At 43.2% G+C, this 23,633-nt stretch carries 15 protein-coding genes; 8 read left to right on the top strand and 7 right to left on the bottom strand.

All coding sequences use genetic code 11. From position 1 onward, the window contains the following. Positions 1 to 584 precede the first annotated feature (584 nt). Positions 585 to 1,946 (top strand): DUF4397 domain-containing protein, encoded by a 1,362-nt coding sequence (locus tag GQA99_RS13280; RefSeq protein WP_160054364.1) that lies wholly within the window; start codon positions 585 to 587, stop codon positions 1,944 to 1,946. Between the two features lie 81 nt (positions 1,947 to 2,027). Here the strand turns inward: GQA99_RS13280 and GQA99_RS13275 are convergent, their stop codons facing one another. Continuing rightward, positions 2,028 to 2,303 carry an HU family DNA-binding protein gene (locus GQA99_RS13275; protein ID WP_160054363.1) on the bottom strand — a complete coding sequence of 92 codons (276 nt, stop codon included), beginning with the start codon at positions 2,301 to 2,303 and terminating at the stop codon, positions 2,028 to 2,030. A 271-nt stretch (positions 2,304 to 2,574) separates the two neighbouring features. Between GQA99_RS13275 and GQA99_RS13270 the strand changes: the two genes are divergently transcribed. From GQA99_RS13270 to rplY, 3 genes are all read left to right on the top strand, one after another. After that, positions 2,575 to 3,996, top strand: a complete 1,422-nt coding sequence (locus GQA99_RS13270; RefSeq protein WP_160054362.1) for a L,D-transpeptidase family protein — start codon at positions 2,575 to 2,577, stop codon at positions 3,994 to 3,996. 278 nt (positions 3,997 to 4,274) lie between these two features. Further along, on the top strand, positions 4,275 to 4,826 hold the full coding sequence (mepK, locus tag GQA99_RS13265) for a peptidoglycan L,D-endopeptidase MepK (protein WP_160054361.1): 552 nt from the start codon (positions 4,275 to 4,277) through the stop codon (positions 4,824 to 4,826). A 114-nt stretch (positions 4,827 to 4,940) separates the two neighbouring features. Then, entirely contained in the window at positions 4,941 to 5,228 is a 288-nt protein-coding gene (gene rplY / locus GQA99_RS13260; RefSeq protein ID WP_160054360.1) for a 50S ribosomal protein L25, read from the top strand. Positions 5,229 to 5,343: 115 nt separating this feature from the next. Here the strand turns inward: rplY and tamB are convergent, their stop codons facing one another. Both tamB and GQA99_RS13250 read right to left on the bottom strand, forming a co-directional pair. After that, positions 5,344 to 9,210 (bottom strand): autotransporter assembly complex protein TamB, encoded by a 3,867-nt coding sequence (tamB, locus tag GQA99_RS13255; protein WP_160054359.1) that lies wholly within the window; start codon positions 9,208 to 9,210, stop codon positions 5,344 to 5,346. Beyond that, complete coding sequence (locus GQA99_RS13250) at positions 9,207 to 10,997, bottom strand: autotransporter assembly complex protein TamA (protein ID WP_160054375.1); 1,791 nt, start codon at positions 10,995 to 10,997, stop codon at positions 9,207 to 9,209. The genes tamB and GQA99_RS13250 overlap by 4 nt, the downstream gene beginning before the upstream one ends. Positions 10,998 to 11,246: 249 nt before the next feature. On the opposite strand from GQA99_RS13250, the gene GQA99_RS13245 reads away from it, so the two are divergent. The 3 genes from GQA99_RS13245 to hrpA all read left to right on the top strand — a co-directional run bounded on the left by GQA99_RS13245 (position 11,247) and on the right by hrpA (position 16,775). Continuing rightward, the gene (locus GQA99_RS13245; RefSeq protein ID WP_229785897.1) at positions 11,247 to 12,242 is read left to right on the top strand and encodes an isoaspartyl peptidase/L-asparaginase family protein; all 996 of its coding nucleotides are present in this window, start codon (positions 11,247 to 11,249) and stop codon (positions 12,240 to 12,242) included. A 162-nt stretch (positions 12,243 to 12,404) separates the two neighbouring features. Then, on the top strand, positions 12,405 to 12,821 hold the full coding sequence (locus GQA99_RS13240; RefSeq protein ID WP_160054357.1) for a CBS domain-containing protein: 417 nt from the start codon (positions 12,405 to 12,407) through the stop codon (positions 12,819 to 12,821). Between the two features lie 78 nt (positions 12,822 to 12,899). Beyond that, on the top strand, positions 12,900 to 16,775 hold the full coding sequence (gene hrpA / locus GQA99_RS13235; RefSeq protein ID WP_160054356.1) for an ATP-dependent RNA helicase HrpA: 3,876 nt from the start codon (positions 12,900 to 12,902) through the stop codon (positions 16,773 to 16,775). Between the two features lie 575 nt (positions 16,776 to 17,350). Here hrpA and GQA99_RS13225 read toward each other — a convergent pair. The 3 genes from GQA99_RS13225 to ackA form a co-directional block, all read right to left on the bottom strand. After that, positions 17,351 to 17,806 (bottom strand): hypothetical protein, encoded by a 456-nt coding sequence (locus tag GQA99_RS13225; protein WP_160054354.1) that lies wholly within the window; start codon positions 17,804 to 17,806, stop codon positions 17,351 to 17,353. A gap of 941 nt (positions 17,807 to 18,747) precedes the next feature. Continuing rightward, entirely contained in the window at positions 18,748 to 20,895 is a 2,148-nt protein-coding gene (gene pta / locus GQA99_RS13220; RefSeq protein WP_160054353.1) for a phosphate acetyltransferase, read from the bottom strand. A 44-nt stretch (positions 20,896 to 20,939) separates the two neighbouring features. Beyond that, positions 20,940 to 22,142 (bottom strand): acetate kinase, encoded by a 1,203-nt coding sequence (gene ackA, locus GQA99_RS13215; protein ID WP_160054352.1) that lies wholly within the window; start codon positions 22,140 to 22,142, stop codon positions 20,940 to 20,942. Positions 22,143 to 22,354: 212 nt separating this feature from the next. Between ackA and yfbV the strand changes: the two genes are divergently transcribed. Continuing rightward, a complete protein-coding gene (gene yfbV, locus GQA99_RS13210; protein WP_170293539.1) occupies positions 22,355 to 22,792 on the top strand; it encodes a terminus macrodomain insulation protein YfbV in 438 nt (145 codons plus the stop codon). A 53-nt stretch (positions 22,793 to 22,845) separates the two neighbouring features. Here yfbV and pflA read toward each other — a convergent pair whose 3' ends face one another. Beyond that, positions 22,846 to 23,583, bottom strand: coding sequence for a pyruvate formate lyase 1-activating protein (gene pflA / locus GQA99_RS13205; RefSeq protein ID WP_160054350.1), 738 nt, complete (start codon positions 23,581 to 23,583; stop codon positions 22,846 to 22,848). Between the last annotated feature and the right edge of the window lie 50 nt (positions 23,584 to 23,633).

The following is a 23,633-nucleotide window of genomic DNA, read 5'->3' as shown; positions in this document are numbered from 1 at the left end:
ATCTAGCGCGGAACTCATCGTGGAGCGGGTGTAAAGCACCTAATGAAGACTCCGAATACATTAGCGCAAACCAACCTCGTTATCGAAAATATCATTTGCAATAACGAGGCGGACCATACATTTTTATATCTGAAATTTGAGTTTTATCGTTAAGAATTAAAGCCAAAAGCAAAATCCCTCGCGCTCTGGTTGAACATCAGGCGTGCCAGTTCAAGTCTGGCCTCGGGTACCATTATTTACATACGTAAGTATGGTGTAAAAGAGCCTCAACATAAGTTGGGGCTTTTTTATATCTGAAATTTGAGTTTTATCGTTAAGAATTAAAGCCAAAAGCTAAAAGCAAAATCCCTCGCGCTCTGGTTGAACATCTGGCGTGCCATTCTTGGATATCGAGAGTCGTCTGGTCTCGGGTACCATTATTGATATACGAGCGGCTAGCAATAGAGAGTAGTGTAAAAGAACCGCAACATGAGTGTGTTTGTTAATCGTTAAAATTAATGCAAAAAAGTTGTCGATAATTTGAACCGATAAAAAAATACTACCGTATAGAAATTCGTCATAACATTATATGAGGAGTTACTAACATGAAACGGATTTACCCAATTGCAGTTTGTATGTCGCTTGTAGGTTTAACAGCTTGTTCTGACGATGATGATAAAGCGGTGACAGAACCGGTTGCACAAAACGCTCAGGTCAGAGTGATCCACGCTGGCAGTGATGCACCAATGGTAAATGTGTCGGTTGATGGTACCGAGTTACTGACTGGTGTTGATTATGCGATGTCCAGTGGTTTACTTGAGGTGACATCAGCCTCCTACGACATCGATGTGGATGCCATTCTTGCTGATGGGGCAACGACGACGGTACTGAACACTACCTTGATGGCTGAAGCGGATATGGAATATACCGCTATTGCGCTGGGTAAAGTAGCTGATGAATCGTTAGCATTAAAGCTTGTGACTAATCCTGTGGCTGAGATTGCAGCGGGTTATGCCAGAGTACAGGTTTTACATGCGACACCTTCCGTAGAGCTAGTTGATGTTTATGTTACTGCGCCTGGCGATGATATTTCAGCGGCCTCACCAACGCTTTCAGCCAATTATATGGATGTGAGTACACAGCTAGAAGTGCCAAGTGGTGATTATCAAGTTCGTATCACGGCCTCTGGAATGAAAGAGGTGGTATACGATTCTGGCACGCTAACGTTAGCCGATATGACCGACTACTTTATTAGTGCTATTCCAAATACCTGGTCTGGAGACTCACCTGTTGCTCTGCATGTGGCATTGCCCGATGCTGAAGTGATTGTGAATGACATTAATAGTGGTAGCGATATTAGAGTGGTGCATGCTGTTGCAGACGCGCCAGCGGTAGATGTGTTTCTCGATGATGCCACCGATCCAGCGGTAGATATGTTGTCGTTTGCTAATTCAACAGCATACTTAAATGTACCAGAGGGCGATCACACCGTCACGGTTGCTGCTGATGCCGATAACAGTGTGGTGGTGATAGATGCGGCGCCAGTGTCGTTGATGTTAGGTAAGAGCTACAGCGCCTTTGCCGTTGGTTCACTAATTGATGATGCCATTGAACCTTTAGTATTAGAGGAGCAAACTCGTCGGGTAGCGACTGAAGCTAAATTATCTGTCGTACATAGTGCGTACTCAGCACCTGAGGTTGATGTATACCTTACAGAAACGGCAGATATTTCTGACGCGACTCCAGCTCTTACAAATGTAGCGTTTAAAGCGGCTTCGGGCAGCTTAAGTGTTGCACCAGGTACCTACAACATTAGTGTAACGGTTGCGGGCACTAAAACAGTGGCAATCGGACCATTAGAAGTCACGTTAAACGCTAATGGCATTTATGGTGTTGCTGCTGTCGACAATGAAGCGGGTGGAGCGCCATTTGGCGTGATTTTACTGGATGACTTTACCGCTATGTAGTGTTGATTCAAGCTTTTAAGTTTGTTGATGACAAAACGGCTTAGCATTAAATGCTAAGCCGTTTTTGTTGGTTATACGTTCTCAGTTATTAAGCGCTTGCTTTAAGCTTGGAGAGGCTTTAAAGCTTGGCTGGTTAAATCCTGCTATTTCCATCGCTTCACCCGTTTGAGGGTTTCGGCCTGTTTTAGGTAAATAGAAGCGCAGTTCAAACGTACCAAATTGTGGGATATAAATTTTCTCGCCTTCCGCTAAGCCTTGATGAATAACACGTAATATTTGTTCGAGCTGTTGCTTAGTCTCAACTTGAGATGCATCCATTTTGATTGCCATGGACTGGATGAGTTGTTTTTTATTCATTGTGATCTCTACTGCTTGAGTGCGTTAAGCGCTCCTTATAACAATTCGAGATCTGTGTTCATAGTTGTCTATCAATAATTTAATGTTAAGTGGTTATTTTTTATATCTATGATGGGAAAGTAAACGCTGAAGTAACGCTTTGGTATTAACTTTTGTTGTTAAAATGTTTCTGTCATCCAAAGTAGGCCATTATTTGCAATAATGATGATATTCGTTTCACTGCAAGGGTAAACGTGACAATATTGAGGTGTCGAAGGCTATGGGGAACAGCATGTTGAGTCAAGCTGCGCGATCTATTTATATCAATATTGTTGGTGTAATACTCTTGTGTATATCGCCATCTATTTTGGCGAGTGCCCCGCATCATTACGACAATCTTATTCAGCATCTGCAATTACAATATCTGGCTGAACCTACAGCACAACGCGCCCACTACTTAGCGATATTACAATCGGGATCAGATGCCGAACAGCTAGAGTACATTGACAATATCCAGCAAAGCGTCGCCGCATTTTGGCATCAAAAACAGGTTCCATTGGCCTACGATACTGTAGACGATAGCGCGTCTGTTATTGCTAAAAATATTGCCCTCGAACCTGCCGTTGAAGACTACCTTGGCGTGGTTAATTATCTACGAAAATTAATGTGGTTAACCCAAACGCAAGAATGGCCAACTATTGAGCCGGGCGGCTTATTGCGTCCGGGTGATGGGCATTCGAGTATTAAGCAAATTAGCCATCGTTTATGGTTACTTGGCGATGCCAATGAATACCATGCTGATGAAGTGTTGTATTTACCTGCGTTAGCGCAAAGCGTGAAGCGTTTTCAGTCTCGTCATGGATTAACCTCTGACGCAGTTATTGGACCTAAAACCTTATTTTGGCTCAATCAAACACCGCAGCAACGAGCAACATTACTGGCAAAAAGTTTTGTAGACAAAACCACCTACTTAAGCCAATTACCGCAACCTTATTTATTGATAAATATTCCGGCCTTTCACATGGTGTTAGTCGAGAACAATCAAGTGGTGTTGGCATCAAAAGTGATTGTGGGTAAACCATACCGGCAAACGCCAGTGATGACAGGGCAAATCTCTAATATCATTATTAATCCCACATGGACTGTACCTAGGCAGCTGTTACGCCAGGATATTTTGCCGCAAATCCAATCAAATGGTCATTACTTTAAGGACAGACACTTTGATGTATTTGACTTTGACGGTAACCGAGTGGATAAAACCCCACAACAATGGCAACAGGCGGCAGTAGGGCGCTTTCCTTACCGTGTAGTACAACGCCCAGGTGGTGATAATGCATTAGGCCGCTATAAATTCCATTTTAATAATGATCAAAGTATTTATTTGCATGACACACCCACCAAATCTTTGTTTTCGCGCGCTGATAGAGATTTATCTTCAGGTTGTGTGCGAATTGAAAAAGTACAACAGCTGGCCGATTGGTTTGCAAACCATTTAGTTATCGACAAACGTACCTGGAACCGATTACAGACCAATTACACCCAAACCCAATGGTTTGCACTATCATCGACATTACCGGTGCATATGGTGTATTGGCGTGCTTGGGTGGATGATGAACATGTTGCACAATACCGCGATGATATTTACCAATTAGCTCCCGTGCCCCCAGTGAATCTATTAAGCCAAAAGCTACAGCCTCAAGCTCGGGTGCAATAGATTGCAACAATTGTGAATCCACAAAAAACTTGGTGGATGAAGTAAAGTTAATCATTGTCTATTTTACGCCTAAGCACTTGAGAGGCATCACACTCCTGTCTTTTTCTGTGTGTTTATTGCACAGTAAAAATTATCCCCACTTGCATTTATAGCCATTAGTGTTTAATTTACTGGTCAGTTGGATAAAAAAGCAACAATGATGTACTTGCTCATTGTGAAGATGAAATCGTGCTTTAAGCCGATAAATTATGTAAATCTATAAATTAAGTGGTGTAAAAATGACAATTGAGTGCCTAACTCGTCGACAAATTTTATTAGGCTTAAGCGGTGTCGCTGTAGCAACTATGTTACCTAACACCGCGCAAGCAAGCCGTTCTACTCATGGCGTTAAAGATCTTCATTTTTTTAATCGTCATACCGGAGAAAGAAGTCAAGGAAGCTTTTGGGTTGATGGTCAGTATCAGGCAGAAACCTTGACTGAATTTAATCAAGTATTACGCGACCATCGTCAAAATGTGGCGGCGCCCATTGATAAGCGATTATTTGAATATTTGTATAAATTGCAGCTTACCTTAGATAATCAAGACGAAATCCATGTAATCTCTGCTTATCGTTCTCCTAAAACAAACCAAATGTTAGCGTCTAAAAGTAAAGGTGTCGCTAAGAAAAGTTACCATATGAAAGGCATGGCGATGGATATCGCGATCCCTGGGATCAGCACCAAAAACCTTCGAGATGCAGCAGCTTCATTAAAGCTGGGCGGTGTTGGGTTTTATCCTCGTGATGGCTTTATTCATGTAGATTGTGGGCCCGTGAGACGCTGGGGTTAACATTCACTTGTGAGGCGTCAGTGGTTGTGGTAATATCCGCGCGCTTTATTTGAGTCATCGTTGGTCGAAAATGATGACGCCTTTATACTTTATTATTTATTAAGTGAGTGACTAATGTCTTACACAATCAACGCACAAACCCGCACTGAAATCGGGAAAGGTTCGAGCCGCCGCCTACGTCATGCTGGTCAAGTTCCTGCTGTTATCTATGGTGCTGGCAAAGAGCCTGTATCTATCAAGTTTGCACACAAAGATATCATTAACATCCAGTTAAACGATAACTTCTATACTACTGATTTAACTGTTGTTGTAGACGGTAAAGAAATTAAAGTACGTGTACAAGCTGTTCAACGTCACGCGTTCAAGCCAATGGTTGAACACATTGACTTCAAATTTGCTTAATCGCTAATTTGAAAAAAAGCGCCTAAGGGCGCTTTTTTTTGTGTGTTAATTTTATGCTACAACCTAGAGCAAAATCTGGATCCCAATAAAAACATTTGGGGACGGGGCGAAGAACCTAGTCGATTTCGAAGCTGTAATAGATATCTAACGATTGGCTCAAGGTGCTCGATACACTTTCTAAATATAGCTGTGATAACAAATAGTAACGCACCGTCATTTCATAACCTGGGTTAAAGACGCCCACGCCGTATTTGATCATGAGATCTTCGCCAATATAACCACTAACAGCCACTTTTCCGTCATCGTTGGTATCAAGCTGTACATTAGAAAATCCAAACTTTTCAATTAACCCTGTTGCAGTGCTTCCTATACTGTTCATGGCGCCACCGTCAAATTGCGCCCCTAGGCTGAGTGCTGCGCCCATCATTAGTGAGTTACTTTGCTCGTTTGAGGTTGAGGTGAACCCTTTACCTGTAAGGATGTAAGATAACACCTCGGCTTGTTCTTTGGCGGGATTAGAAAACAGCGTGACCACAGGACGCATTGGCGTACCTGTTACCCTTACGCCTGCGGTGATGTCTTCATCTTTAATGTCTCTAGTGGCTTCAATATTAAGATTTGGCACACTCGTTGGGCCAACAAACTGCACTTCACCAGTATCAATGGTGAGAGTTTGCCCCATAAATTTATAGGTCCCTTTAGTCACCTTAATATCACCAAATAACATAGGCGGTTTAAAAGCCTGCTGCTTAAGCGCTAAGTTACCTTGCAGCTTACCCTTTAAGCCCATGCCATCGATAGTGAGGTTTTTACCCACATTAACATTGATGTCTGCGGTAATAGCATAAGGGCTGGTTTTAACGATTTGTTCAGAAATCGAATCATTAAAAACCACATCGTTTGATACCGCAACGCCACCTTCAGCGAGCGGCACAATCTTGATTTGCCCAGAAGGCACATTGACCTGGCCTTTAACGGCAAACAGTTGCTGATCAAATGTCATATTAATGTCGGGAGAGACATTTAAAATGGCCATCGGTGGCTGAATAACCGCTAAGTTACTGCCTTTGATATCGATGTTGCCGCTAAAGTTGCCTTGTGGCCAGGCGAGGGTGCCTTGTGTTGCAACTTCGCCATCGCCCATATGCCATTGGCCATTTAGTTGGCCTTGCTGGCCCTCTAAGGCTAAAGATAAGTACAACTTATCGATGAGTGTGGGGTTGCTCGACAATGCAAAAGCACCGTCACTTAATTTAATATTACCCGAAACACTTGGGTCCATTAATGAGCCTGCAAGTGTTAGTCGGCTCGATAATAACCCCTCTAATGTAGCAAGCCGCGGGAAGAATTCACCAAAGGGAGCAAGATTTAACTCATTAATATTGATGTTACCCTGCAAGGTTCGGTCTGGCGTAATGTTAACACTCAGCTGGCTTTGCCAGTTTGCAATACCAGAGGAGTCAAAGCTCAACGTGCTCGTGACCTGTTTTTCATCCAGTGTAGCTCGCAGTAATAGTTGTTGATAATCGATACTCACGGGCTTGGTTTTTGCTCGGGTCAAGGTAATGTTGCCAGGCATCAAGGTAAATTGTAAGTCGGCAGTGGGTTTTTTACCTTTGATCCAATTCACTTGGCTTGTTAACGCTGCCTGTCCATCCCAGGACATTTTTTTAGATAATATAGGCGCCAATAATCGCCCTGGATTGCCACTAAAATTAATGTTGGCTTGGCCTGTGCTGCCTAAGCTTATGTCGTTTACCAGACAGAGTTTATTGTGTGGGTGTACTAAACAAAAACGGCTAATATTACCGCGCTGCTTAAGCTGGTCCCAATCAAAGGTAATCGGGGTGTCTTGTTGCCATGCTCCGAGTACATTTGACAGATTGAGTTGGGTAAACTTGCCATTAACTTGTTGCTTGTCGAGATTGCTATTAGTCGCTAATTGCGTGTTGATTACCACGTCACCTTTTGTGGTTAAGCTGGTTTGTTGTTGCTGTTGGTCACCTTCGCTCACGAGGGTTAATTGACTCAACTTATTATTGTTCCAAAATAATAAGCTGTTATTGAGTGCGACTCGATAGCGGTGTTGCTCAAATGGACGGTAGTTTGCTACTAGCGTGGTATTGTCTATTTTACTGCCGTTATAGCTGAATTTATTAATTTGAGCATCAACATCGACAATCGGATTGGCGCTATTGCCACTGACATCAACCTTAGCAAAAATATTACCTCGTCCGCCCGGCAGCCATTGGCTTAAATCAGGCACACTCAGTTCAGCGTCAATATCCCAAAGGGTATCGGCAGTACCATTAATCAGTAAGTTAGCACCAAGTGCGTTGGCTTGAAGATTGTCTGCATTAATGGCAAATGCCTGGTTAATGGCAATATTACCTTGCAAATTTAACGGGTAGCCATTGAGCCTGCCGGTTAAGTTTGCCTGTTCAATGGCGACTTTCCAGTCTTTAGCGCCAATATTACCCTGGCTGGAAAAGGTACCACTGAATTTACTTTTGAGCGGGTTAAATTGAGTCAGATAGTCAATATGTTGCAATTGAATATTATCGGTGCGCACATTGGCTTGCCACACTACATTATCTTTATAAGAGAGTTGTCCCTCTAAGTCGATATTGCCCGCAATCGATTGAATATTAAGAGTCTTAATGGTTAATTGTTGTTGGCGGTTATCAATGTCGGCACGAATAATAAGGTTAGGGTTGAAAGGCGTTGTCAGTTGGCCCTCAAGCTTAGCCACTTGATCGCTTAGGTTACCGTTACTGGAAAATTGCTTGATTTGCGCAATGTATTCAGGTTTTTGTAAGGGCCATTGCAAATAAGCATCATTTAAGCTGACTTGATAAGCGAGTTGCTCAGACGTTAAGTCGATGGTTGACGCTAATGTAAATGCGTTGCTGCCTTTTGCTATTGCATTGATATTGAGCTGGCTTAAGTCTTGAGTTAAATCGAGTCTTAATGTCTGCTCAGTTAATCCTGGGACCTCGGTCACATGGTCAATATTGGCTTGCAGTTTTAATGTCAGCGGGTAATGGTCTAAAAAGGCAATATCACCAATCACATTGACATCGCCGTAGTCATGTTGAATATCAAGTTGGGTGATACCTAATTGATATTGACGAAAACTTGCCGCTAAGACGATGTGGCTAAAATTATCTTGGCGCTCAGCGATATTCAGTTGCGTGTCAACGGCTTCAAATTGTTTCACTTTTATCGGAAAAGGCATAAAGATGGCCGGTAACTTTGCTAAAGGCCAATCATTATTTGTTTCAGCTGTTTGTGTATCGGGACTGTCGTTATTTGTGGTGGGAATGTTAACCACCAACCCCTGGCTGGTTAAGGTTTCTATTTGCAGGCCACTGTCATTCCAAATGGCTTCTGTAGCAAGTTGGTCTGCGTGATAACTCATGTGGTTAACAGTGACATCAACTCGGCTAAACTGGGCTTTATTAAGGCTGATACTTATCGGCAGTGTCAGTTCTTGCGGGGTCTCATCCGCGATTTCTGGTGCGCTTGGCTCACTGGCTGGAATATTGTCCGTGACAATATCTACTTTGAGTTTGCTTGCCGATAGATTCGTGACACAAATTTGCTGGTTGATAAGGCAGGTGGGTACCCAATCAAGCTCAACACCCTTAGCTTCGACTTGAATGCCTTTCATTGCCCATGATAGGCGGTGTAATTTGAGGTCATTGTTAAGGGTACCAGATTGATATTCTAAGCCGATATCGCTGACTAATTTATCGACCAACATCACCGTGATTTTACTGCCAAACGGTGTGCCTATCGACACCGCTACGAGCATTAAGATGATTAAAGGCACATAGATTAAAATACGGGTATAGAGCTTAAAATTACGCCACAGCTTAGCTTGAATACTCAAGGCGGCAGGTGGTGTTTTGGCCGAATTAGCTTGTGCTTTAGGCGTTTCGTCTGGGTTTTGTGCGTTTGGTGTATTGTTGTCTATCATAACTCTGTCCCCATGGTGAGATGGAAACGGAATGAGCGCGCTACGGTTTCGGTTTCTTTTAAACCAAAACCTAAATCAAGTTTAATTGGCCCAATTGGCGATATCCAATGAACACCACCGCCCACCGCAACCACTGGCTCGAGTTGTCCGGTGTCAAAGGCATTACCCGCATCAACAAAGCTAGCGACGCGCCAGGTTGGGGTTAAGTAATACTGATATTCTAGGCTGCCAATAGCTAAATAACGTCCACCAACAACTTGGCGCGATATGCCACCATCGCTGTTTGTGTAGTCAATATAGGGGCCAAGTTCTTGGTAGCTATAACCGCGAATACTTTGGTCCCCACCGGCAAAGTAGCGCAGTGACGGCGGAATAAAGCTAATGTCATCTCTACTGGCAATGTTGGCGCCTAAATCGAGGCGTGCCACAAAGCGGTGCTTATCAAAAAAGGTTTCAATCCATTTAAACCGTGCTTGAAAACGTGCTAAGCGAATGGTTGAACCCAGTGATGGGTCTGCATATTCCATGCTGTATGTTTGTCGAAAACCCGATTTAGGATCCAGGGTGTTGTCACCGCGAACCGTTTTAGTGAGGTTATAGCCCATTAATAAAAATCGTGGATCGTACTCGGTATCAAGCTGCTCATAAAACTCCCGAATAGACTCAACTGAATAGCCATATAACCAATTGCTTTTTGAGCGTTGTTGACGTGAAAGTCCAATCAAATATTTTTTAGACTCTAATTGCCCCGTATTGTCGAACGAGCGGCTTTCTTCATCATAGTCCTGGGTCACGCCGTAAGTATCACGTAATATGCCCAATTTAATTTTAAGTTGGTCATCTAATGGATGACTCAGTGGAATGGTGTAGGTTGTCAAAATTTTAGGTCTATCAGGTGACCACTCCGCGCTAGTTTCTTGATAATGGCCATAGCGGTTAATTTGTGGCGTGCGCCAGGTGACTCGCACTCGAGGCTCAAAGGTGTCCTCGGTGCTGTTGCCGATATCTGCACCTAAGCCGACCTCAATTAAGTGGCTTGGTCTTGGGCTTAGCTCGACTTTTATCGGTACCACACCATCACTGATTTTATCTATTTGAGGCAATACTTTGATGTTACTAAAGTAACCTGTATCGAGCAGGTTACGGTTAAATTCGGTAAGTTGTTGTGTGGCATAAGGCGCGTCAGCATCAAACGGGATTAACGCTTCAATAACATCATCATTCAACGTGCTGCCTGCAAAATCAACCTCACCAAATAAGTAACGCTTGCCTGAGTCAAATTGGATATTGATTTGCGCGGTATTAAAGTCGCGGTTAATGCTAATTTCAGATTTAGTATAGCGACCATCAAAATAACCACGCGCTAACGCTAAAGTGACTAATTGAGATTTTAAAGCATCGTAAACACCGTGATTTAGGGTATCGCCGGGTTTAATATTAAGACTGTTTAACCACACTGCAAACCTGTCATCTTGCAGCATTTCACCGCTAAAATTGATGTCGACCCACTGAATGATAACGGGATCCCCGGTGGTGATGTTGAGGTTAAGCTCCCAGGGACCAGAGTCGGTTTCTTGTACGTCAATATCAATAATGCCATGGTAATAACCCATGGATTCTAAAGCGTCTTGAGTATTGTCATCAACGGTAAATAAAAAGGCCCTGCGCTGCACATCAGATTCAGGCAGGGTACCTAAATGGGCGATAATGTTTTTTTCAAGCTTTTTACTGACACCATCAATACGCACGTTAAGCCAACTATTCTCGGCCAGCGCAAAGCCTGACATCAATAGAGTCAGCGAGAATAACAATAACTGGCTAAATTTAAGTCGTTTAGAGGACAAATTAGGCAAATTTTCCAAAAATAGGGCTAATGATGCTTGTCACCATATCAATATGACTATTGTCGCTATAAAGATGAAAAGTCGCAACAATATGATTGTAATAACATGGATAAATGGTTACAAAGATATACGCCTTTCAAGGACTTGCCGATCATGAATAAATTATATTTAACAATAGCGCTGTGTTTAGGGATGACTTCATCACAGGTTATCGCACAAGACAACAGCCCTTTTTCGATTGCGATACACGGTGGTGCTGGCACCATTAATGCTGCTGATTTAACGGCTGAACAAGAAAAAGCCATCAGAGATAAGTTAACTCAAGCCATTGATAGTGGCTATGATGTGCTGCAAAACGGTGGCGACAGTATCGAGGCCGTTAAAGCGGCGATTAACATTTTAGAAAACAGCCCATTATTTAATGCCGGTGTTGGTGCGGTATATACCTTTGATGGCGGCCATGAACTTGATGCTTCCATCATGGACGGTAAAAACATGAATGCCGGTGCTGTTGCCGGCGTAAAACACATTAAAAACCCTATCGATTTAGCCATATCTGTCATGCATAAGTCACCTCATGTCATGTTATACGGTGAGGGCGCGGAAGAGTTCGCCCTGACTCAGCAGTTCAATTTAGTTGCTAATAGTCATTTTGATACACCGCATCGCTATGCCCAACTACTCGATGCTAAAGCCAGTATTATCAAGGCCGAGCAAACTAATGGCGGCGATTATCAAGCATCAGTAAACCAATTACGCGATAATTATAAATACGGAACTGTGGGTGCTGTTGCTCTGGATAAACAAGGCAATTTAGCCGCAGGCACTTCAACCGGCGGTATGACCGCGAAGCGTTTTGGCCGTATTGGTGATTCACCGGTAATCGGCGCAGGCACCTATGCTGAAAACGGAGTGTGTGCCGTGTCCGCGACAGGTCATGGCGAATATTTTATTCGTTACCATGTTGCCGGTGATATCTGTGCCAAAGTGAAATACCAGCAAAAAGGCATTATTCAAGCCGCTGACGAGGTGATTAATCAAACCTTGGTGAATGCAGGCGGCACTGGTGGGGTGATTGCTATCGATAAGCAAGGCAATATTGCGACGCCATTTAATACTAGCGGTATGTATCGGGCCAGTCGAGTGAGCGGCCAGGCTGCAAACGTGATGATTTGGCGAGATAAATGATCGCCAGATAACATGGCAAATCTGAGCAAGCTAATCGATTAACATAATCGATTAAATTTACTGTCCAGTTAACCAATCTTGACTAAACTTAATCTGTATCGGTAGCAATCATACCGATTAAGTTTATTTCGCACGAGAGTCATTTGTGCACTTGGGGGTAGTATGGATTCGATAAAAATTAAAGATCACATGGATAGACGTCCAGTTTTATTAACTGCAAATATGTCGTTAGCTATTGCTGTTGAGCAGTTATTAACAAGCAATAAAAACGGTGCTCCTGTTGTGGATGCAAAAGGGGAGTTAGTGGGATTTTTATCGCAGCAAGATTGCTTGGCGGTAATGCTTAAGAGCAGTTACCACTGCGACATGACCAGCACAGTGTCCGATTGCATGAAAAGCCCTGTATTGACGGTTGCACCAGATGACAGCATTTTAGCGTTAGCTGAACAAATGCTCGGTGCTAAACCCAAAATTTATCCCGTAGTGAGCAGTGGTAAAGTCATTGGCACTATTAACCGTACCAATGTGTTAAGTGCAATGAATACTTACATGCAGCAATGCTACTTATCTCCGGCATAACAATCGTCAAAATTATTATCATTATGCTGTTTTCCTTGCTAGGATCGCTTTTTTTCGATGTAAGCAAGGGAATCAGATTTGAATTCGGACCTTCACCCGCTCTCTAAGGCGTATCTCAATCTTTGTTATCAAACCGATGCGGCAAAAATCCGTCGTCGCTTATTTCGTATCAATAAAGAAGCTGAGTCTGAAAAAAAATCTCAAACGTTAGCGCAACTCACCGAAGATGCTAAAAAAGCCTACGCCAAAGCGCAGCAACGTTTGCAATCAAGACCTGTCATTAATTACCCAGACGAGCTGCCTGTTTCGCAAAAGCGTGAGGACATTGCCTCTGCTATTGCTAATAACCAGGTGGTAATTGTTGCCGGTGAAACTGGCTCGGGTAAAACCACTCAGCTACCTAAAATTTGCTTAGAATTAGGCTTAGGCACGCGCGGCCTAATTGGACACACTCAGCCACGCCGTTTAGCGGCTCGTAGTGTTGCAAACCGTGTTGCAGATGAGCTTAATAGCCCATTAGGTGAGGTTGTTGGTTTTAAAGTTCGCTTTGCCGATGCCATTAGCGAAAACAGCTATATCAAGTTAATGACCGACGGTATCTTGTTGGCGGAGCTCACTTCAGATCGATTTTTAAATCAATATGACGCCATCATTATCGATGAAGCCCATGAGCGCAGTCTTAACATTGACTTTATCTTAGGCTACCTAAAGCAAGTACTGAAAAAACGCCCTGATTTAAAAGTCATTATTACCTCGGCAACCATCGATGTTGATCGTTTTTCGAAGCACTTTGACAACGCGCCAGTGATTGAAGTGTCAGGGCGTACCTATGAAGTAGAAACTCGATACCGACCGCTGGTGCGTGATAATGATGCCGATTTAGATATCAGTGACGGCATTTTTGCTGCGGTCGATGAATTAATCGCTGAAGGTCCCGGCGATATTTTGATATTTATGAACGGTGAACGCGAAATTCGTGACACTGCCGATTTACTGCGTAAGCAACAATATCGCGACACTGAAATTTTACCCTTGTATGCGCGTTTGTCTTACGGCGAGCAATCTAAGGTGTTTAAAAGCCATATTGGCCGGCGCATAGTGTTAGCCACCAACGTGGCTGAAACCTCATTAACTGTGCCGGGCATTCGCTATGTGATTGACCCTGGTACCGCACGTATTAGTCGTTATAGCTACCGCACTAAAGTACAGCGCTTGCCAATTGAGCCGATATCTCAAGCCAGTGCCAATCAGCGCCAAGGTCGTTGTGGCCGTGTTGGGCCTGGTATTTGTATTCGTCTTTATGATGAAATGGACTTTATTCAGCGTCCTGAATTTACCGACCCTGAAATCTTGCGCACCAACCTGGCCTCGGTGATTTTGCAAATGTTGGCGATTGGCCTTGGCGACATTGCTGGTTTTCCGTTTATTCAGCCGCCAGACCAAAAACACATTCGTGATGGTTTTTTACTGCTCGAAGAATTACAAGCCGTTAAAAAACAGCGTAGCGAATTAGTACTGACTCCATTGGGTAAAGACTTAGCCAAAATCCCACTTGATCCACGCTTAGCTCGAATGGTTATCGAAGCCAACAAATTGGGCTGTTTGCATGAAGCATTAGTGATTACCTCAGGTTTGTCGATTCAAGATCCACGTGAGCGTCCCATTGACAAAAAACAAGCGGCAGATGAGTGTCATCGCCGCTATGCCGATAAAGACTCAGATTTTGTCAGCTGGGTAAAACTGTGGGATCACGTTAAAGATCAAAAACACGAGTTGTCGGCCAGCCAATTTAGAAAGCAATGTCGCGATGAATACCTCGCTTATTTGCGTGTACGTGAGTGGCAAGATTTATACACACAGGTCAAACAAGCGGTACACGAGCTAAAATGGCGAGTAAGCGACAATGCCGCCAGTTATGAGCAATTACACAAAGCCATATTGTCTGGCTTGTTAAGTCATATTGGTTTTAAAGGGGAAAACAACGAATATTTAGGTGCCCGTAACCGTAAGTTCTTTGTGTTCCCGGGCTCGCCTTTAGCTAAAAAAGGCCCTAAGTGGATAATGGCCGCAGAGCTTACTGAAACATCGCGTTTGTTTGCTCGTTGCTGTGCCAAAATTGAACCTGAATGGGCCGAGTCTTTAGCCAGTCATTTAGTGAAAAAGAACTACCTAGAGCCGCATTTTGAAGCCAAAGCGGGCAGTGTTGTCGCACTTGAAAACCAGGTACTATATGGCTTAACGATTGTGAATCGCCGCCGGGTGCAATATGGCCCAATTGATGCTGTTGAGGCGCGTGAGATTTTTGTGCGCAGCGCATTAGCAGAAGGGCAGTTACAAACCAAAGAAGCGTTTTTTGTTAATAACCAAAAACTACTTAACGACATCGAATCACTTGAGCATAAGTCGCGTCGCCGTGACATTTTGGTCGACGAGCAAGTGCTGGTAGATTTTTATGAACCCCTTATTCCTGCAGGCATTTATAACGCGCCGTTGTTTTTTGCCTGGTGGAAAAAAGCCCGTCAACAAACCCCTGATTTACTTGATTACAGCCAAGCATTATTAATGCAGCGCAGTGCCGATCATATTTCGGCGTTAGACTTTCCTGAAGTGTGGCATAAAGCCAACCTAGGCTTAACGGTGAGCTATCACTTTGAGCCCGGTAATGTTGATGATGGCGTCTCTGTGCATATTCCTGTGGCACTCATAAATCAAATTGATGACAGTGATTTTGATTGGCTTGTGCCAGGGCTGCGTGAAGAAAAGCTGGTGGCACTGATTAAGTCGCTACCAAAAAATTTACGGCGTAATTTTGTGCCAGCGCCTGATTATGCCCGTGCCTGTTATCAAGCAATGAAGCCATTTGAACTGCCGATGCTCGAATCGATGTGCAAGCAATTACTGCGCATGAGTGGCGTGCGGATTTCAGCGGACGATTTTGATTTAACCCAGATCACTGAACATCTTAAAATGAATTTTAAGATTGAAGATGATCAAGGTCGCCTGGTGGCGCAAGGTCGGGATTTAGAAACGCTTAAAGGTCAGTTGCAAGGCGTAGTGGCTAAAGCTATCCGTAAGGTGGCAGATAAAGGCATTGAACAGCAAGCGATTACTAGCTGGACATTTGGTGACTTGCCTGTGCAGTATCAGCAACGAAAAGGCAACTACGAGGTTAAAGCGTATCCGGCCCTTATCGACAACAAAACCGACGTGTCAATTAAGCTGTTTGATGATGAGCATGAGGCTAAACGTCACCATCGAGTGGGCTTACGCCGGTTATTGCTAATCAATATTCCGTCGCCCGTTAAGCACTTGCAGCAAGCGTTACCTAATAAAGCTAAACTTGCGATGTACTTTAATCCGTTTGGCCAGGTGCAAATACTGATTGAAGATATCATTAATGCGGCAGTGCAGCAGTTACTCGATCAAAAGCAGTTAGATATCCGTAATGAGGCGCAGTTTGAGCAAGCTAAAGAGTGGGTGCGTCAGGAACTGAACCCTACCGCTGAGCAAATCGCCTTAAACGTTGAACAAGTGCTAACCATATACCAGCGAATTAAAAAACGCTTAAAAGGCAAAATTAGTTTAGATATTGCTTTTGCCATGAGTGACATTCAAACGCAACTAGACAGCCTAGTGTATAAAGGATTTGTCGAGGATTGTGGTTGGCAACGTCTGGCAGATGTGGCGCGTTATCTCAAAGCGATTGAAAACCGCTTAGAGAAATTGCCGGTTGATCCCACCCGTGACCGCCTGCATATGCACAGTATCAGTAAAGTACAAGATGCATTAACAGCACAATCGGCTAAGGTGCCTAAATCACAGCCCATGCCACAAGCATTAATAGAGGCACGTTGGATGATTGAAGAATATCGTGTTTCGTGTTTTGCACAGGTGCTGGGTACTGCGTATCCAATTTCAGAAAAGCGGATTTTAAATCACATTAACCAGGTATAAGTCACTGCGGTTTTCACTCAATTAGTAAGTAGACACTTCTGTTTCTGTACTCTCGATAACACACCGATGTTCGCATGGGTGTGTTATTTTTTTTGAAAGTCTTTCATTATTTTTATCGTAAAACAGTGTTTTCTACTAAAATTGACTCAAAAAGCGTACAAAACTGAAAGTTTTCTGTAATTCCCTGTTTGAAACCGAATGGAGTATTGCTATACTCGCCAGCAGAAGAACGTGATTGGAACTCTTCTCTGTGTAAGGTAAATGTCATCCCTCACATCGATATTGTGTATTGAGAGGTACACAAATCAGTGAACAAAATAAGACAGGCCTTCTCCCCCTACGACCTAGAAATACTGGAGTTATTATGGAAGTTCATGAATACGAAAATGCTTACTATCAAGTAAAAGATGACGTGTTAGAGTCTTTACCTTCAGACGAAGAATAAGACGATTGAACGAGCATATGAATGTACTGACCTTTGCGTCTCCACATTAAATACTCCGACACCGAAAATAAAAATAGCAGCCTAGGCTGCTATTTTTATTGACTAATTTATTATCCAGAGCCCAGGTTTATTAACCTTCAATTCTGCCTTTTTCCGGTAAAATTTCAACAATAACCCAGGAACTGCCTCTTTTATGCAATCGGATCGTGCGGTCATCTATCCATTTTCTGCCGCCTTTCAATCCTTCCATTTTAACCACAACAGTAACATCGTCGGTGAATTTTCGGAAAAAGTCGATATCAATTTCATCAATAGACATAGTGACCTGGCTCATTGATAAACCCAGTACATGGCGTTGAACTGCTGAGGCAATGTGGTAATGGTCCATGACTTCTTGAATGTCAGCAGCGACAAACTGCTTCGCTTTCTGTACATCTTTATCGATATAAATTGCTTGAAAAAAGCCGAGTGACACTTGCTCTGGACTTAGTTTAGGCTTAGATCCATCTTCCGGTGACTGCTCACATGCACTGATAAAGAACAGCAATAATAGGGTGACTAACGAAATTGGTTTTATGTTTAGCATAGGCAAATGACGACTCAATATTTAGACTTATTATGTTAACTCAGTATCTCGGTTTATGACTGGGCTGACAAGCATAGAGGCAATTTAATGGTGTGAGTGTTGAAAACGTAACCACAGTGGACAGAAAAAGTGAAATTTAGTTATTAACCTGAGCTCGGGATAATAAACGCCTTTCAAACAGTCCTTTGCCCTGCTAACAGCGTTGAATCGACTTACAATAGGCTAGCTATTGACGCGTCAATTCGCCTTGTTAGCTGAACAAATGACAAGCTTAAAAGTGAGAAGGGGTAACATGTTGATTTTAAATAGCATAAGTTCATCCCTTATCCCGAGCTCAGGTTTATTAGATAATGCTTTTTATTCGCGCGTCCTTTAGTTGGCTAACGCGACATTTAACTCTGACGAAGCGCGGGTGAAGTATCGACTTGGCAAACGGGTAAATGAGTTTTTTAAGGCGTTTTAGCAAAAATGTAGCGCTTTGAGCATAAATCGAATATTAGCTTTATGGTAATTAAACACCGACTAGCGATATTTTGCGCAGTTAGTCACTATTTCTGTGGCTTAGCGCCACATTTGCTTGACGATTCAAACAACGCGTGTCATATATGATATTAGTTAATTAGATCATATTTGATCGCTGTATCAATACTGTAGAAGTCACGTATTGTTTGTGATGCTTGTCGTTGTAGTTTTATAACGAATACAGGCGTCAAAAAAGTTAATGTTATCCACAGAATCTGTGGACAAGTTTGTTGATGACTGTGACTTGTATTTATAACCTACTGTAAAGTATGTTATTTTTTTTGCGGTTAAAAAATGCCGCTTCTGTACTTCTGTGTCAATTTCAGCCTTAGTTTTCGTTTAGTGTCGCAATAAAAGTCGCAATAAAAAAAGCACTGATCATCATCAGTGCTTTTTTGTTGGTCGATGTTAACGTACCGCTATTTTTGGCTATTTTGCGATGCTTGAATGGCCGTTAACGCAATGGTGTAAACAATATCGTCAACTAATGCGCCACGAGACAAGTCATTGACTGGTTTGGCCATGCCTTGCAACATTGGGCCAATACTGATCAAATCAGCACTACGCTGTACCGCTTTATACGTTGTATTACCTGTGTTTAAATCTGGGAATACAAACACGGTCGCTTTACCTGCCACTGGGCTGTTAGGCGCTTTAGATTGTGCCACGTTTGGCATGACAGCTGCGTCATATTGAAGTGGTCCGTCGATGATTAAATCAGGGCGCTTTTCTTTTGCGATTCGAGTCGCTTCACGCACTTTATCGACATCAGACCCCGTACCAGAGGTACCAGTAGAGTAACTGATCATTGCTACGCGTGGCTCAATACCAAATGCTTTTGCAGATTCTGCTGACTGAATAGCGATATCAGCAAGTTGTTCAGCGTTTGGATCGGGATTAATTGCACAGTCACCGTAAACCAATACTTGATCGGGCATCAACATGAAGAAGATTGACGATACTAGGCTTGAACCTGGCGCAGTTTTAATTAACTGTAATGGTGGACGAATAGTGTGAGCCGTTGTATTGACTGCACCCGATACAATTCCGTCTACTTCATTTTCGGCTAACATCATGGTGCCTAATACCATGTTGTCTTCAAGCTGTTCGCGTGCAACGACTTCGGTTAAGCCTTTACTGCGACGTAACTCCAGCATAGGTTCTACGTATTTTTCGCGAACATTTTCTGGCTCAATAATTTCAATGCCATCACCTAAAACAACATCTTGTTGTGAAGCAATACGCAAAATTTCTTCACGGTTACCAATTAATACACAACGAGCAATACCGCGTTCTGCACAAATTGAAGCCGCTTTAATGGTTCTTGGTTCTTCACCTTCTGGTAGCACGATGGTTTTTCGTGCAGCACGTGCAAGCTCTGTCAGTTTATAACGGAAGGCCGGTGGCGATAAACGGTGCTCACGTGGCGAATCTTGAGTTACGCTTTCAATCCATGTTTGGTCAATATGGCTTGCAACGTATTCTTGAACACGTTCAATACGCACTGCATCATCAACAGGCACTTCATGGTCAAAGCGCTGAATATTAAGTGATGTTTGCCAGGTGTTTGAGTCAATCAAAAATACAGGTAAGCCGGTTTCAAAGGCTTGTTCACAAAGCTTCATCACTTCTGGCTCTGGCTGGTATCCTCCGGTAAGTAAAAGGGCACCAATTTTAACGCCGTTCATCGCGGCTAAACAGGCAGACACAATCACGTCAGAACGATCGCCAGAAGTCACCAGTAACGAGTTGGCTTTAAAATGCATCAACATATTTGGAATGCTACGAGCACAGAATGTCACTCGTCGCATACGACGTGTGTGCATTTCGCCTGCGTTGATAATTTTGGCATTTAAATGCTTGGCTAAATCTGAGGCTCTAGGTGAAATGAGCTCTAAATTGTATGGCACACTGCCTAAAATACGCAGCGGACTTTTACCCGGTAATTGGAACATACCAGAGCTGTCAGTGGCATGAACTTGTTTATCGTCAAACACTTCAGATAAATCAGGACGTGTTCGGCCTTCATCATCCACTGGCGCACCAATTTTGTTGATGATGGCTCCGATAAGACGTTTATTTTTTTGCCCACCCCAGGAGTTATAGGCAATTTCAAGGCGGTTCATTAACCCATTTGGCGTATCAACGCCTGGCGTTGCAATAAAGATCACGTCAGCATCAAGTGCTTTAGCGATTTCATAGTTGATGTCGTCAGCAAAAGGGTGGCTGCGTGTTGGTACTAAACCTTCAATAATTAAGGTTTCGGTATTGCTAGCACATTCAGCCGCGCGAGCAATAATTTGCTCCATTAGCACATCTTGCTGTTCAGAGCGGATCAGGGCTTCAGCGTGGTCCATGCTATATGGCTCTAGCGGGTTGACTGTAGGTGATGTGCTCAAAATAGTGGTTGAGCGTTCTGGGCCTGAATCGCCAGAGCGAATTTGCGCAATCGGCTTAAAGAATTGCACTTTAACGCCTTTGCGTTCTAAGGCGCGAACCATTCCTAAGCTTAGCGAGGTTAAACCAACGCCAATACCAATGGGAATAAGCATAATATTACGAGACATGAAAACCTCTTAACTAGGTATTAATCAAAAAAATACTATCTTGGTTATTTAGCTGCAATTAACTTGATTGCATCTTCAGCGATAACCCATTCTTCATTGGTTGGGATCACCATTGCAATCGTACTACCTGTCTTGGTAATCACACCTTGCTGACCAAAACGGGCGGCTTTGTTTAGTGTGTCGTCTACGCTAAAGTTAAAGATTTCAAGTAGATTTAGCACTTTTTCGCGGATAAGGTTTGAGTTCTCACCGATGCCGCCAGTAAAGATGATGGCGTCTAAACGGCCTAACGGAACTGTATATGAAGCAATGTATTTGGCTAAGCGGTAGCAGAAGATTTCTAATGCTAATGTCGCGCCTTTATGCCCATCTTGGTAACCTTCTTCAATACCTCGACAATCATTGGTGAGCTCTGAAATACCTAATAAACCACTTTGTTTGTTAAGTAAGTTATTTACTTCGTCAAGGGTGTAGCCCAGTTGTTTCACCAAGTGGAAAATGATTGACGGATCTAAGTCACCACAACGTGTGCCCATCACTAGGCCTTCTAATGGGGTTAAGCCCATCGATGTGTCAACGCTTTTGCCGCCTTTGATGGCCGTCACTGAGGCGCCGTTACCCAAATGAGCACAAATGACATTGGTATCTTTAATGTCTTTACCTAGTACTTTGGCTGCTTCGCGACTCACAAATAAGTGGCTGGTACCATGCATGCCATAGCGGCGAATGCCATGCTCACGATACAATTTGTAAGGAAGGGCATACACATAGGCTTTTTCTGGCATTGATTGGTGAAATGCGGTATCGAAAACGGCAACTTGTGGAAGCGTTGGAAACGAGGCGATAGCGGCGCGAATACCAATTAAGTGAGCCGGGTTGTGCAAAGGAGCAAGTGAAGCGCAATCTTCAATACCTTGAATGACTTCTGGGGTAATGATGACTGAACGAGTGAACTTTTCGCCGCCGTGAACGATACGGTGGCCAATGGCTTTAATTTGTGCGGCCAATTGTGGCTGTTCGGCTAAAATTTTATTGACGATAAATTCAACCGCTTCACGGTGAGCGGTAAATGCACCAAGTTTGGCTTCGTTTTTGCCGCCATTGAATTTCCACTTAATGCGTGAATCTTCTAAACCAAAACATTCAGCAAGACCAGAAATTTGTTCATCGCCTGATTGAGCATCAATGATGGCAAATTTTAATGATGAACTACCGCAGTTGAGCACGAGTACTAATTTGTCTGACATGTTAACGCCTTTTAAGTCAATGAAACTAAATGAAATAATAAAATCCATTTTGGTTAAGGTTTATGACTATTCATAAACATCACTCTGAGTGTTCTTACCGAATTGATTGCAGCTGCAAAGCGCGTTCAATCCAACAGTGTATTTTTGCCAATACGCTGTATTATGTTACTGTTAAACCCATGTACTAGGCCGTTTAGGTACCCATATTGAACATGAATTTGCTTACGTTATTGACTGACGGTCGTCGTTATATGAAGACCTGGCCTATGGTGCGACAACTGGGGCTGTATTTCCCTGAATATCGAGTCGTCAAAGCTACCCAACTAGCCATGATAGCCATGCCTGTGCTTGGCATTATTGCTGCGGCTAGCCAGCTGTATGTTTTAGGCTGGCACTTTTTACCGCAAGCTATCACTGTATTATTGTTTTTTATTAGCTTGCCTATACAAGGTTTGCTGTGGCTTGGTTGGCGAGCGCGCCACCCATTACCGTTATCTTTATTTGATTGGGGCAATCAACTCAGTTCAACATTGACTGAGATGGGGATTGCTTGCCAACCTCTTGGTGCCAAGGCCTGTTACCTAGACATGGCGACCATTTTAAAACTGGCCTTTGAACGCCTAGACCGACAATATTGGGATGAATTATAAGTCATCTTATACTTAAGTGGTCGCTAATTTAGTGCTGTTGGCCACAATCTTGCTTAATATGTCGCTTTTATGCCTCGGTCTAAAAATACCTGCTGGATTTGTTGCATTGTTTGTGCGCTTGGGGCACTGACATTGGCTAACGTGTAATCTTCACCAAATGACTGCCACTTGTGTTCACCTAATGCGTGATAAGGCAGTAATTCTACTTTCTCAACGTTTTGCATTGGCTTAATAAATTCGGCTAGTTCGATCGCAGACTCAACATCTTCAGTAAATCCAGCCACTACCACATAGCGTATCCAGGTTTTAATGTTGCGTTTGGCAAGGTATTGAGCAAATTGTAAGGTGCGATGATTACTGACTTTGGTTAAATCGATGTGCTTGGCATCATTCATTTGTTTAATATCAAGCAGGACTAAATCGGTATTGTCGAGCAATTCGTCTATAACAGGTTCGTATTTACGCACAAACCCATTGGTGTCTAAACAAGTATGAATGCCCTGGGCTTTGCAGGCTTGAAACAGCTCGCTGACAAATTGCGCCTGGAGTATGGCTTCACCACCACTGGCTGTAATACCGCCGCCACTGGCGTCTAAGAAAGGTTGGTAATCAACCAGCTGGCTCATAATGTCATCAACAGAGATGAGTTTTCCGCCATCTAGATCCCATGTATCACGATTATGACAATACTGGCAGCGCATTAGGCAACCTTGCATAAACGCGATATAGCGGATACCCGGTCCATCAACTGTACCGAAAGACTCCACTGAATGTATGCGACCTAACGTCATGGTTGTTCCTTAAATGTCGATAAAAAAAAGGCTGTATCGAGAGTGTTGAT

The organism is Shewanella litoralis (genome assembly GCF_009828585.1).
Lineage (GTDB): Bacteria > Pseudomonadota > Gammaproteobacteria > Enterobacterales > Shewanellaceae > Shewanella > Shewanella litoralis.
The sequence above is the reverse complement of the archived record's forward strand: the minus strand, read 5'-3'. Positions and strand labels throughout refer to the sequence as shown.

Coding starts and splice junctions, on each gene's coding strand:
- GQA99_RS13250 (WP_160054375.1), bottom strand. CDS start 10,997: ATGTCAGGCTTTGCGCTGGCCGAGAATAGTTGGCTTAACGTGCGTATT.
- GQA99_RS13245 (WP_229785897.1), top strand. CDS start 11,247: ATGACTTCATCACAGGTTATCGCACAAGACAACAGCCCTTTTTCGATT.
- yfbV (WP_170293539.1), top strand. CDS start 22,355: ATGAATTTGCTTACGTTATTGACTGACGGTCGTCGTTATATGAAGACC.
- GQA99_RS13225 (WP_160054354.1), bottom strand. CDS start 17,806: ATGCTAAACATAAAACCAATTTCGTTAGTCACCCTATTATTGCTGTTC.
- mepK (WP_160054361.1), top strand. CDS start 4,275: ATGACAATTGAGTGCCTAACTCGTCGACAAATTTTATTAGGCTTAAGC.
- pta (WP_160054353.1), bottom strand. CDS start 20,895: ATGTCTCGTAATATTATGCTTATTCCCATTGGTATTGGCGTTGGTTTA.
- GQA99_RS13240 (WP_160054357.1), top strand. CDS start 12,405: ATGGATTCGATAAAAATTAAAGATCACATGGATAGACGTCCAGTTTTA.
- tamB (WP_160054359.1), bottom strand. CDS start 9,210: ATGATAGACAACAATACACCAAACGCACAAAACCCAGACGAAACGCCT.
- rplY (WP_160054360.1), top strand. CDS start 4,941: ATGTCTTACACAATCAACGCACAAACCCGCACTGAAATCGGGAAAGGT.
- GQA99_RS13270 (WP_160054362.1), top strand. CDS start 2,575: ATGTTGAGTCAAGCTGCGCGATCTATTTATATCAATATTGTTGGTGTA.
- GQA99_RS13280 (WP_160054364.1), top strand. CDS start 585: ATGAAACGGATTTACCCAATTGCAGTTTGTATGTCGCTTGTAGGTTTA.
- pflA (WP_160054350.1), bottom strand. CDS start 23,583: ATGACGTTAGGTCGCATACATTCAGTGGAGTCTTTCGGTACAGTTGAT.
- ackA (WP_160054352.1), bottom strand. CDS start 22,142: ATGTCAGACAAATTAGTACTCGTGCTCAACTGCGGTAGTTCATCATTA.
- GQA99_RS13275 (WP_160054363.1), bottom strand. CDS start 2,303: ATGAATAAAAAACAACTCATCCAGTCCATGGCAATCAAAATGGATGCA.